Raw genomic sequence first — 12,691 nt, 5'->3', positions numbered from 1 at the left:
TTAATTTTCGACTCCAATTAAGTTCGACTTTTTTGGAATTAAAAATTTTTTAATCTTCTCTATTTTTTTTGATCTTTATTAGCCCTTGTTCATACTTAGCTGTATCTCGAAGTGTGAGATGTTTTCTATTAATCGTTATGAGGGATCGTTATGAAATATTTTGCCGCTTTAGTCCTGGGGTGTGTTCTTTCACTACCCGCAGTAGCCTCCAACAGTTCTGCATTGGGTCCGTACGTAGAATGCCAACTACCTGATGGCAGCCAGACTTATACTCCTATCGAACGCTGTAAACTCCTAGGGGGAGAGCGACGTTTCTAACACTTAGAGAAACTGATAATGGGCTGCTTTACTGCGAGTTCCGGCTTTGAGCCTAAGCTTTGGTATTGCAGCCTTGAATAAGGTCGTCAACGATTGGACATGAAGCACTACCATCACCTGGGCACTGTTCTAACCAAGTCTCGAGCTGAGCTTCTATTGAGCGCAGTTCTTCAATCTTAGACTTTACTTCAGCAAGTTTCTCACTTGTTCTTGTTTTGACCTCTGCGCTAGTTCTGTCAGGTCGAAACGCCAAGTCGACCATATCTCGGCATTCTTCTAAAGTAAAACCTACACGCTTGGCTTTGGCTACGACACTGAGTTGTTCAATGTGTTTTGCAGTGTAAGTTCGGTATCCGTTTTCACCGCGTAACGGAGGGGAAATCAATTTTTTCTCTTCATACAAACGAATGGACTTGGCGGTTAGGCCCGTTTTTGCTGCAACTTCACTAATATTCATAGCACCCTCTTTCGCGATACCTCTGCCTTGTTGCTCAAATGATAAGTGACTCGCAATTTTCTGTACAGAACAAGTTCTCTTGCAAAAGCCGGTATTATTCGCGATGTAAAATAACTAGTATTAGTGAGACCCTACATCAAGATTGCCGTGTTGGCAAAGTACTAAGGAGTGGTAATGAAAATAGCAAAAACACTACTTGCAGGCATAGTTTTAGCCCCCACCATGGCATACTCTGCGGTTACGCTAGATGTGCCCAAAGGCCTACAACTACTGACCGTTAATGGTAAGGATGCCGGTTATTCGAACTTTGGTTTTGACTCAAAGGACGACATCGTTTTAGAAAACGGCGTCAATCAACTTGTGTTTCGCATTTCTAAAATAGTCATGGAAACAGGCTCCGATAAAACCAAGTTCAAATCTCAGCCCTTGGTAGCAACATTCGAAACCTCTGACAAAGCTATCTCTATCTCAGTGCCGAACGTTCAAACCTTACAGCAAGGAATGGAGTTCAATTCTAAACCTGAGTTTGATATTACAACCAACGGAAAGCCGATTCCCGATGTAAAAAAAGATCAACTAGGTCTCACCTTCAGCTTAACCGCTGATATGGCACAAGAAGTCAATGACTATAACCAGACCAACGCAGTAGCGAGCTTATCTCAGTTTACTCAAACATCAAAAGTTCAGGCTACAGAACTCAATAGTGATGCATACCAAGAGATGAAGTCATCATTTAAAAGCGCGTCATATGAAGAGCGTAAAAAGTTCCTAACTTGGGCAATTAGCAACTTAGAAGAATAGCTGTTCAAAGTATCATAACCCAAACACACAAAGCCTGCTCGAAAGCAGGCTTTATTATTATTACTGACACTTAATCTTAGCAAAGTATTTTAATCTAAACCAAAAACGGCCCCATTGTATGGGGCCAAAATGACAGTGTTTGAGATTTAATTAGAAGTAGTATTCTAGACCTAGACCCCAACCAAACTCTGCAGAAGAGTTATCTTTAGAGATCATGTAAGGACGTACATATGTAATGGCAGAATCATCTAGGAAATATAGAGCCTGTGCCGAAACAATATAGTCTGCGTAACCATCCGTATCGGTATCATCAATTTTAGGCTCTAGGTTTGCCGCATAATTCAGCTTGAACTGCCAGTTTTCAACACCGCTAAATACGGCACCCAGCGAGTAGCTATTTTGAGAGATCTTAGAACCATATTGAAGAAGATCGTTGTCATCTTTATCTTTTAGCTCTTTATAATCTGCTTCCTCGTACTTCCATGCGCCGTTAAAGCCAAACGTATCGAAGTTTAGTTCAAAGCCTAGTAATCCTGCTTGTGTATCTGAGCGACCATTTACTGTGTCTTTATCCCCAATAAGAGGTGCGCCAGGGTTTTGCTTCAAGAAGTTTTGGTAAGCAGAGTTCAATGTGTCAAACTTACGGTCCTTACCATACTCATAACCACCGTGCAGTGTTAGTACGCCTACGCTGTAGTGTGCACCTAGTCCATAGAAGTTCGAATCCGCACTCGCTTCATCACCACGACCCGCTGCTAGGTTGAAAGTGAAACCGCCAAGATTTGCAGAATCATAGCGAACCATATTTGATTGACGATCGTAGCGTGCACCACCTAGTACATCACCACCCCAGTCAAAGATAGCGCCAGCTCGTTGACCCGAGTAAGGCCAGTCAATCACTTCATAAAGCGGAGTAAGCATTCGACCAATACGGATTCGACCAGCGTCTTCAAACTCAAAACCACCGTAGGTATCACGAACACCAAGTCCACTACCAGCGCCATCGTCACCAACGTTACCGCCTTCAAGCTGCCAGATAAATTTAGGACCGCGAGCAAGCTCGTGAGAACCACGCAAACCGAAGCGAGATTCGTTCTCTAGCTTAATTGGAGCGTCACCGCCACCAATTTTATCTTCACCAAATTGCCATACAGAAAGAGCAATCTGACCATATAGATCTACTGTATCTGTTGCTGGTTTCGCTTGAACGGCACCTGCCATTGTTAATGAAGCCACTGCTGCACCTAGGAGGGTGCGTTTAAACATTTTTTCCATGGAATAAACTCCTAAAAATGGGTATAGCTGTTGTCAATAATTCACTCTTAAGTTGGCCGCCGAAGAACAAATTATTTCCTTTTTATTTATAACCAGAACTTCCGATTAATTTTGCTGTCTACACTGTGTGTATCCATATTTACAAGACTAACTTCGCGAGAAAAAATATCAATTTAAGACTTATTTTTGGTAAAAAAAATAGGAGGCACTACAAATTTTGGGGTGAGTTATTGATGGAGATCTTATTTTTAATCCTAACTTTAATGAAATGCTTTACATTCATTAATAAAAAGCAATGGCGCGAAAACCACACCAATTAATGTGAAGTGACTCGCACCAATATTTTTTCATCAAAATAAATTAAAAATTAGTGATTTATTCATTTGCCGTTTGGCTATTAATATTCTAAACAGTAATTATTTGAAGTGTCTCGCAAAAAAAGCCCCGGTATATAATCGGGGCTTTTTATTAAATTAATAAAAGACTATTGAATCAGCTCTATCAAATCCGCTTCGGTTCTAACTTCGATACCTAGCTCTTGCGCTTTCGCAAGTTTCGACCCAGCGTTGTCTCCGGCGAATAAGATATCTGTCTTCTTAGACACGCTACCCGTGACTTTAGCCCCTAGCGCCTGAAGCGCAGCTTTCGCATCATTTCGGTTAAGTACAGACAGTGAGCCTGTTAGAACCACCGTTTTACCTTCCAACGGCTGTGGTGTGTCTGCTGCTAACTCTTCAATATCAGGCCAGTGAATGCCTGCTTCGATAAGGGCAGCAATCACGTTTTGATTAAGCTCAGCCTTAAAGAAGAACTGAATATGCTTAGCAACAATCTCACCGACATCTTGAACTTCAATAAGCTGTTCATGTGTGGCCTGACTAATAGCATCCAGTGTTTTGAAATGCGCGGCCAAGTTTGCTGCCGTAGCCTCTCCAACCTCACGAATGCCGAGGGAATATAAGAAGCGCGCTAGTGTCGTTTCTTTCGATACGTTCAGGGCATTCACCACATTCTGAGCAGACTTTGGCCCCATTCGCTCTAGAATTGTTAATTGACCCGCAGACAAACGGAACAGATCAGCTGGTGTTTCCACCATTTCCCTATCGACTAACTGTTCAATGACCTTTTCACCTAACCCATCCACATCCAGGGCTTTTCGAGAAACGAAGTGTTTAAGCGCCTCTTTGCGCTGCGCCTGACACACTAAGCCGCCAGTGCATCGAGCCACGGCTTCACCCTCAATACGCTCCACTAAAGAAGAACACACTGGGCAGTGCGTTGGAAACTCGATGTCTTTTGCATCATCGGGTCTGCGCTCAGGTACAAAAGACACGATCTGAGGAATAACATCTCCCGCTCGGCGGATAATCACGCTGTCGCCCACTTTTACGCCCAAGCGCTCAATCTCATCGGCGTTGTGCAGCGTTGCATTACTGACAGTCACTCCACCAACAAATACTGGCTCAAGTTTGGCTACTGGGGTGATGGCTCCAGTGCGCCCTACTTGAAAATCTACAGAGTTCAAGACTGTGATTTCTTCTTGTGCCGGAAACTTATAAGCAATCGCCCAACGTGGGGCGCGAGCAACAAAACCCAGCTGCTCTTGCAAAGCGACATCATCGACCTTAATCACCACGCCATCAATTTCGTATGCAAGTGCTTCACGCTTTTCTTGGATTTCTTTGTGGTAGGCTTTGACTTCCTCAATACTATTGACGCGTTTAGTTTCTGGGCCCATAGGGAAACCAAGCGATTTTAGCTTCAAGAAGCGGTCATAGTGACTGGCAGGAAGCTCGGTGCCCTCGACAACCCCTAGGCTATAGGCGTAAAAGCTAAGTGGGCGCTTCGCTGTGATACGAGAATCCAGCTGACGCAAACTGCCAGCTGCGGCATTTCTTGGGTTAACGAATACCTTCTCACCTTTTTTTGCAGCTTGCTCGTTGAGTTTCTCAAAGCCCGCCTTCGGCATAAAGACCTCACCACGAACTTCGATACGAGCCGGAATATCATCACCTTGAAGCTTGAGAGGTATTGCACTGATAGTACGAACGTTTTCTGTAATGTTTTCGCCTGTCGTACCATCACCTCGTGTCGCGGCTTGTACTAGCGTGCCATTTTCGTAGAGAAGGCTTACGGCCAAGCCGTCAAGCTTCACTTCACAGCAATAGGCGCCAACATCCGTACGATTCAGTCGCTCGGAAACGCGCTTGTTAAAGCTATCTAAGTCTTCATCTGAGAACGCATTGTCCAGCGACAACATTGGTATTTCATGTTGAACTTGGCTGAAGCTATCAAGTGGTAGACCGCCCACTCGCTGACTTGGTGAGTCCACTGTCACCCACTCTGGGTGTTCAGCTTCAATGCCAAGTAGCTCTTGCATAAGACGATCATATTCAACGTCTGGGATTTCAGGGCTGTCTTCAACATAGTACTTCACACCGTGATAATGAAGCTGTTGTTTGAGTTCGTTTAATCGTTGTTGCGACATGTTATACCTTGATAGTACTGATAAAAAAGGCTCCTAAGGAGCCTTTTTTGCTTCGATTTAATTCAGATTACGCGCTGGCTTTTGCCAGGTTAAATTCTTTGATCTGTTGACGGTATGCGTCCAGTCTCGTTGGCGTAATAAGGTTGCGTCTGTCATCCAATACGTTGCCACCGAGATCGTCAGAGATCTGCTGCGCTGTACGTAACATCAGCTTGAAATTTTGGTCTGCTTCGCCAAAACAAGGTAGCGTCATAAAGAATGAGATACCTTTAGTGGTAAAGGTTGCTGGGTCGTCATGTTGAAGCGTGCCTGGTTGCATCATGTTCGCGACACTAAACAACACTTTGCCTGTACCCGACAAATCAGCGTGGCGGTGGAAAATATCCATCTCACCGTAAATAAGACCGTTTTGACGCATACTGTCGAACAATTCTGTTCCATTGAAAGGTACATCACCAGAGCAATGTACGTTGAGTACTAAGACTTCCATCTCTGGTTCTTTTGGTTCCACCGGCTCTTGGGCTACTGCTGGTGCAACTGGCTCAGAGATACTCACTGGCGTTTCAGGCTCTTCAAGTTCTTCGCCAATGTCATCATTGAGCGCGTCTAAATCGATTCTCGGCTCAACCGCATCAATATCATCATCTTTATTTGCAGAAAACGATGGCAGAGGCTCTTCCTCTTGAGTTTCAACAACTGCAGTTGGCATTGGTTCTTCTACAGGCGTGCTTTGGAAGCTAACGGGCGCTTCCTGTAATTCTGGTTCAGGTTGTTCCACCTGCTGCTGGATTGGTGCCTCTTCTGGTAGCGTATCATCCAGAGGGTCATAAGCAGGCTTCTGCTCATTTAATCCAAAATCTGGCTCTGTGCGTGTCTTTCTGATGATCTCGAAATCATCTTCAGGAGCAACGTAGTCATCGTCAGCGTTGTCATTTTCGTCTAACTTACCTAGAGGTCGATCGCCAAATTTCTTCTGGCCTTCCTTTTTGCTCGACCACAAACCGTGGAACAGTAGCGCCGCAATAGCCAAGGCACCGACAATAATGAGTACGAATCGCAATTCCTGCATTGTTTGCTCTCAATGTTAAAAATAGTCCTTAAAGAAGCGCTTACACACTTCAGCTTTCTCTACTTTACCAAAACTCTATAGATGATTAGAACACCTAAGTATAAGAAGTTTGTGATTTCATGAAGCCTTTTTTGTTATAGTCGGGTGCATTCGCATCGCTAATACCGAACAAAGGACACCAATTTTGAACAAAGCAAACACTGGGTTTGGCTACTTCATGCAAGGTTTTCAAATCGCTTTCACTCCAGGGATCCGACGCTACGTGTTGTTACCATTACTCGCTAACATCATTCTAGTGGGTTCTGCGATGTACTACCTTTTCTCTAATTTAAATGCATGGATTGAAGGTTGGCTAGGCTATCTACCAGAATTTTTATCATGGCTTAGCTATATCCTTTGGCCTTTGTTAGCGCTTACTATCCTTGCGACCTTTTCCTACTTTTTTAGTACCTTAGCCAACTTTATTGCGGCGCCGTTCAACGGCCTGCTTGCCGAGAAAGTTGAAGAGCAGCTAACCGGAAACAAGGTCAACGATGAAGGCCTAATGAGTGTCGTCAAAGATGTGCCGAGAATAATGGCTCGTGAATGGCGTAAACTCTTGTACACCTTACCGAAAGCCATCGGTCTGTTTCTTTTGCTGTTAATACCCGCGATTGGGCAAACGATCGGTCCTTTTGCCTGGTTTATCTTCACCGCATGGATGCTGGCTATTCAGTACTGTGACTACCCGTTTGATAACCACAAAGTCCCGTTTAACGACATGCGAATGTCGTTAAAGCAAAAGCAAGGCAAAGCCTATAGTTTCGGAATGTTGGTGTCACTGTTCACCGCGATTCCAATTCTGAACCTGTTTATCGTTCCTGTATCGGTTTGTGGGGCTACAGCAATGTGGGTGCAAGAATTCCGCGACCAATACAAATAGACGCGAGATGAAACATCGATGTTCCTTATTTTATGGTAAGGAACATCGTAACAGGAACATTAAGGCTTTAAAGGCTGGCGACTAAAGGTTTTGTTACCACACTTACCACAATCGCTGATTACCGTGGGATGATTGTACTCGGTCTTATGGCCGCACTCTTCACAAACCAGTACACCCAAGCCAATCATTTCTCCAGAGGTGTACACACCTTGATGTTCAAGGTCTTGGAACAACTCGACCCACTCGACTCTCGTCTTGTCGGTAATGTCCAATAATCCCTGCCAAATCGAGTTCGCAATCATCAAATAAAATGGACCGCTTTTGCTCTCCTCGTAGTTGTCAGCGAACTCTTTCAGATCCGACTTCACATACGCTGAGATCAGTGCCATTTCATCCTTAGTCATATCGTTGGCAGCCTCAACAACTTGTCCTGACTTTTCAAGCACGTGCTGTAGCTCATCAGGGCTGTGTTTGAGATTCTCAACCACGTCTTCGATCATTTCTTCATAACTGGTTTTACGCTTAGGCATACATCCCCCTATTTACCCCAATACGATGAAGGCTATATTGGCTATTGTTGACCGAGCTTCCTTTAGGTATTCTATGACGATCTATTAGTCTCTGTATTAACAGAACTCACAAATTCCAAGATAACCGGACATCATCGATGCAAGAACAATACAACCCACAAGACATTGAACGTAAAGTTCAACAGCATTGGGACAACAATGAAACCTTTGTTGTAAGTGAAGACCCAAATAAAGAAAAATTCTACTGCCTGTCAATGTTCCCTTACCCAAGTGGACGACTGCACATGGGTCACGTACGTAACTACACGATCGGTGATGTGGTATCTCGTTTCCAACGCCTGCAAGGTAAAAACGTAATGCAACCAATTGGTTGGGATGCGTTTGGTCTACCTGCAGAAAACGCTGCAGTTAAAAACAACACAGCTCCTGCGCCATGGACTTACGAAAACATCGAATACATGAAAAACCAGCTTAAACTGCTTGGTTTTGGCTACGACTGGAACCGTGAGTTCGCTACTTGTACGCCTGAGTACTACCGCTGGGAGCAAGAGTTCTTCACTAAGCTTTACGAAAAAGGCCTAGTGTACAAGAAGACCTCTTCGGTTAACTGGTGTCCAAATGACCAAACTGTTCTTGCAAACGAACAGGTTGAAGATGGCTGCTGCTGGCGCTGTGACACTCCGGTTGAGCAAAAAGAGATTCCACAGTGGTTCATTAAGATCACTGAGTACGCACAAGAGCTTCTTGATGACCTAGATAACCTTGAAGGTTGGCCAGACATGGTTAAGACCATGCAGCGCAACTGGATTGGTCGCTCTGAAGGTGTTGAACTGAAGTTTGCCGTTAACGGTCAACAAGATCTAGAAGTCTACACAACTCGTCCAGATACCCTAATGGGTGTGACTTACGTGGGTATTGCAGCAGGTCACCCTCTAGCGGCGATCGCAGCTGAGAACAACCCTGAGCTTGCAGCGTTCATTGAAGAGTGCAAAAACAACAAGGTTGCAGAAGCTGAGCTTGCGACAATGGAGAAGAAAGGTATGGCGACTGGCCTTACTGCTATTCATCCATTAAACGGTCGTGAGGTGCCAGTTTATGTGGCTAACTTCGTACTGATGGACTACGGCACAGGCGCGGTTATGGCGGTTCCTGGTCACGACCAACGCGACTTTGAGTTTGCGACTAAGTACGGTCTAGATATTCTTCCTGTCATTCAGCCTGCTGATGGCAGCGAGCTGAACATCTCTGAAGAAGCGTACACAGAGAAAGGCGTACTGTTTAACTCTGGCGAGTTCGATGGTCTTGAATTCCAAGCGGCCTTCGATGCAATCGCAGCAAAACTGGAAGCTGAAGGCAAAGGTCACAAGACTGTAAACTTCCGTCTACGTGACTGGGGTGTATCTCGTCAGCGTTACTGGGGTGCACCAATCCCAATGGTAACGACTGAAGATGGTGAAGTTCACCCAGTACCTGCTGACCAACTACCGGTTATTCTTCCAGAAGACGTGGTTATGGACGGCGTGACTAGTCCAATCAAAGCCGACAAAGAATGGGCAAAGACCACATTTAATGGCGAACCTGCACTTCGTGAAACGGACACGTTCGATACGTTTATGGAGTCTTCTTGGTACTACGCGCGTTACTGTTCACCGCAAGCTGACGACATCCTAGATCCAGAAAAAGCAAACTACTGGCTACCAGTAGACCAGTACATTGGTGGTATCGAGCACGCTTGTATGCACCTACTGTACTCTCGCTTCTTCCACAAACTGCTTCGTGACGCGGGTTACGTAACCTCTGACGAGCCGTTTAAGCAACTACTATGTCAAGGCATGGTACTCGCTGACGCGTTCTACTACGAGAATGACAAAGGCGGTAAAGAGTGGGTTGCACCAACAGACGTAGCGGTTGAGCGTGACGGTAAAGGTCGCATCACTTCGGCGAAAGACAACCAAGGCCGCGATGTTGAGCACTCAGGCATGATCAAGATGTCTAAGTCAAAGAACAACGGTATCGACCCTCAAGAGATGGTAGACAAGTACGGTGCAGATACCGTACGTCTATTCATGATGTTTGCATCCCCTGCAGACATGACGCTTGAGTGGCAAGAGTCTGGCGTTGAAGGTGCTAACCGCTTCCTGAAACGTGTTTGGAAACTGGTTAACGAGCACTCATCGAAAGGCGCAGCAGAAGCCGTAGATACTGCCGCTCTTTCTGGTGACCAAAAAGCACTTCGTCGCGACGTTCACAAGACTATCGCGAAAGTAACGGACGATATCGACCGCCGTCAAACGTTCAACACTGCTATTGCAGCTATCATGGAACTGATGAACAAGCTAGCGAAAGCGCCTCAAGAGTCAGCGCAAGATCGTGCGATTCTAGATGAAGCGCTAAAAGCAGTAGTGGCAATGCTTTACCCAATCACTCCACATATCTCATTTGAAATGTGGACTGCTCTAGGTGAGTCAGACATCGACAACGCAGTATGGCCAACGCATGACGAGAAAGCCCTTGTTGAAGACGAGAAGCTGATCGTTGTTCAAGTAAACGGCAAACTGCGCGCTAAGCTGACTGTGTCTGCTGACGCCTCTAAAGAGCAAGTTGAAGAGCTTGGTCTGAACGACGAGAACGTCACTAAGTTCACAGATGGCAAAACTGTTCGTAAAGTGATCTATGTACCAGGTAAGCTACTGAATATTGTAGCGAACTAATCATCATCACTTTATGATATCAAGAGTCGCAGTTTACCACTGCGGCTCTTTTGTCCATTTTAAGCAAAGCCTTATCTAAGTGTCTGTTCAGGGACTTACATAAGCCTTTTCAATGAGAGTCTTCGGTAGCTATGTTTCGATTCAAACAAAAACTAACACAAGCCAGTTTTATTATTCTTCTCTCTTCTTTGCTGACAGCGTGTGGATTCCAGTTGCGTGGCGAGTACTCGGTACCTGAAGACATTACCGCTATTTCGGTCACCAGTTTTGACCAATACAGCAAGATCACTCGTCTTATCAAAGAGCAACTGCGTTTGAATCAGATCGATCTCGTTTCACCGAGCAAAGACGTGCCGAATATCCATATTACCGGTGAAACTATTACCGATCGTACCCTCTCGCTGTACCAAAACACGCGTGCGGCAGAAAAAGAAGTCGTCTACGAAGTTAACTACCGTGTGACCGTACCGAATCTCGGCTCTAAAGATTTTACCGCGACCATGACCCGCAGCTACCTTGATAACCCGCTATCTGCACTAGCAAAATCTGCTGAACGTAAGCTTATCGAAGATGAGATGCGCGAATTTTCCGCGCAGCAAATGATGCGCCAGATGGCTCGCCTTAAGACAGAAATCGAGGAGTACGAAGAACAGCAACTCCTTGAAGACACAAACACGCCAGCCGACGCTAAGTCATAATAGGTAGTTCGCTGTGAGAATATTTGCGGACAGGCTAGTTGAGCACTTAGCGAAACAGTGGCATCACTGCTTCATGCTATTTGGCAACGAGCCACTATTCGTTCAAGAAAGCCGTGACGGCATTGTCAAACACGCCAAACAACTCGGTTTTGAGGAACACCATCGTTTTAGTATCGATAATTCCCTAGACTGGAACGAAGTGTATGACTGCACCCAGGCGCTAAGCTTGTTTTCATCGAAGCAGATCATCGAACTCACGGTACCAGAATCGGGAATAAACGCGGGAACGGCAAAGCATCTTGCAGAAATAGCGCCCCAATTGCATGACGACATCGTGCTTATCATTACCGGAACAAAGCTCACAAGAGCGCAAGAGTCCGCTAAATGGTTTAAAGCACTCAATGCCTGCTTGGTTAGCTGTAACACTCCTGATATCAAACAACTGCCACAATGGGTAATGAGACGCTGTCGAGCCAACAATTTGGCACCAGACGGCGAAGCTGTGCAACTGCTTTGCCAGTGGCACGAGGGCAATCTTTTTGCCCTTTCTCAGAGTCTTGAGAAACTGGGGCTACTCTACCCTGATGGACAGCTCAATCTCATTCGAGTGCAAGAATCGTTAAGTCGACACAATCATTTTACCGTCTTCCACTGGGTTGATGCGCTGCTTGAAGGCAAGCCAAAGCGTGCGCACCGTATACTGACACAACTGGAATCTGAAGGCGTTGAGGCGACGATTTTGCTGCGTACCATCCAAAAAGAGCTGACGCAACTTTCTAAGATGCAGCAGATGCTTAAGCAGTCATCGATTAGAGAAGTATTTGATAAGTTTAGGATTTGGCAAAACAAGAAGCCGCTGTATAGTGCCGCACTGAATCGCCTAACGCCTGAAAAGCTGCACCAAGCGATCCAACTGCTCACCGCCATCGAGATTCAGGTTAAAACCCAATATGAGCTGAGTCCTTGGCCTTACTTGCAGCAGTTGACGCTTAACCTGAGTAGCGCTGACAACAGCTTGTCTTTACAACCATAAAATCGTGATATAATTAGCGATCGATTGAGTACACGTACTCCACTATTCAAAAAAACACTGAGGAATCTCTTTTGCAACGCGAAGAATTGAAACTGTTTCTAGCTGATAAAGCGGACGATATGAAAGCCCAAGACATTGTCACTATTGATGTTGAAGGTAAGTCCAGCGTCACAGACTTTATGATCGTCTGTACCGGCACCTCTAGAAGACACGTCATTTCAATTGCCGATCATGTTGCTTCAGAAGTGAAAAAAGTAGGACTTGAGCCTTTGGGCATCGATGGTGATACCGAGGGTGAATGGGTCGTGCTGGATATGGGCTCTACCATGCTGCATGTAATGCAAGAAGAGCACCGCGAGCTGTATCAACTAGAAAAGCTTTGGAGCTAG

General features: G+C 45.3%; 11 protein-coding genes. 6 read left to right on the top strand and 5 right to left on the bottom strand.

The genetic code is table 11. From position 1 onward, the window contains the following. Positions 1 to 370 precede the first annotated feature (370 nt). Positions 371 to 775, bottom strand: a complete 405-nt coding sequence (gene cueR / locus LY387_RS03340) for a Cu(I)-responsive transcriptional regulator (RefSeq protein ID WP_234495311.1) — start codon at positions 773 to 775, stop codon at positions 371 to 373. Between the two features lie 174 nt (positions 776 to 949). On the opposite strand from cueR, the gene LY387_RS03335 reads away from it, so the two are divergent. Beyond that, complete coding sequence (locus LY387_RS03335) at positions 950 to 1,576, top strand: DUF2057 family protein (RefSeq protein WP_128648979.1); 627 nt, start codon at positions 950 to 952, stop codon at positions 1,574 to 1,576. Positions 1,577 to 1,726: 150 nt separating this feature from the next. On the opposite strand, the gene LY387_RS03330 is transcribed toward LY387_RS03335, so the two are convergent. The 3 genes from LY387_RS03330 to zipA all read right to left on the bottom strand — a co-directional run bounded on the left by LY387_RS03330 (position 1,727) and on the right by zipA (position 6,408). Then, the gene (locus tag LY387_RS03330) at positions 1,727 to 2,851 is read right to left on the bottom strand and encodes a porin (protein ID WP_234495310.1); all 1,125 of its coding nucleotides are present in this window, start codon (positions 2,849 to 2,851) and stop codon (positions 1,727 to 1,729) included. 484 nt (positions 2,852 to 3,335) lie between these two features. After that, positions 3,336 to 5,339, bottom strand: coding sequence for an NAD-dependent DNA ligase LigA (ligA, locus tag LY387_RS03325; RefSeq protein ID WP_234495309.1), 2,004 nt, complete (start codon positions 5,337 to 5,339; stop codon positions 3,336 to 3,338). Positions 5,340 to 5,406: 67 nt separating this feature from the next. Beyond that, positions 5,407 to 6,408: a cell division protein ZipA gene (zipA, locus tag LY387_RS03320; RefSeq protein ID WP_234495308.1), complete on the bottom strand. Its 1,002-nt coding sequence runs from the start codon at positions 6,406 to 6,408 to the stop codon at positions 5,407 to 5,409. 217 nt (positions 6,409 to 6,625) lie between these two features. Between zipA and cysZ the strand changes: the two genes are divergently transcribed. Further along, positions 6,626 to 7,330, top strand: coding sequence for a sulfate transporter CysZ (cysZ, locus tag LY387_RS03315; RefSeq protein WP_234496044.1), 705 nt, complete (start codon positions 6,626 to 6,628; stop codon positions 7,328 to 7,330). Positions 7,331 to 7,389: 59 nt separating this feature from the next. Here cysZ and LY387_RS03310 read toward each other — a convergent pair whose 3' ends face one another. Further along, positions 7,390 to 7,860: a zinc ribbon-containing protein gene (locus LY387_RS03310; RefSeq protein WP_128648982.1), complete on the bottom strand. Its 471-nt coding sequence runs from the start codon at positions 7,858 to 7,860 to the stop codon at positions 7,390 to 7,392. Between the two features lie 137 nt (positions 7,861 to 7,997). Between LY387_RS03310 and leuS the strand changes: the two genes are divergently transcribed. The 4 genes from leuS to rsfS all read left to right on the top strand — a co-directional run bounded on the left by leuS (position 7,998) and on the right by rsfS (position 12,691). After that, positions 7,998 to 10,571, top strand: coding sequence for a leucine--tRNA ligase (gene leuS, locus LY387_RS03305; protein WP_234495307.1), 2,574 nt, complete (start codon positions 7,998 to 8,000; stop codon positions 10,569 to 10,571). A gap of 131 nt (positions 10,572 to 10,702) precedes the next feature. Next, positions 10,703 to 11,269: an LPS assembly lipoprotein LptE gene (gene lptE / locus LY387_RS03300; protein WP_234495306.1), complete on the top strand. Its 567-nt coding sequence runs from the start codon at positions 10,703 to 10,705 to the stop codon at positions 11,267 to 11,269. Between the two features lie 13 nt (positions 11,270 to 11,282). After that, a complete protein-coding gene (holA, locus tag LY387_RS03295; protein WP_234495305.1) occupies positions 11,283 to 12,302 on the top strand; it encodes a DNA polymerase III subunit delta in 1,020 nt (339 codons plus the stop codon). A gap of 71 nt (positions 12,303 to 12,373) precedes the next feature. Then, a complete protein-coding gene (rsfS, locus tag LY387_RS03290) occupies positions 12,374 to 12,691 on the top strand; it encodes a ribosome silencing factor (protein WP_042473714.1) in 318 nt (105 codons plus the stop codon).

The sequence above is a fragment of the Vibrio maritimus genome, from assembly GCF_021441885.1.
GTDB lineage: Bacteria > Pseudomonadota > Gammaproteobacteria > Enterobacterales > Vibrionaceae > Vibrio > Vibrio maritimus_B.
The sequence above is the reverse complement of the archived record's forward strand: the minus strand, read 5'-3'. Positions and strand labels throughout refer to the sequence as shown.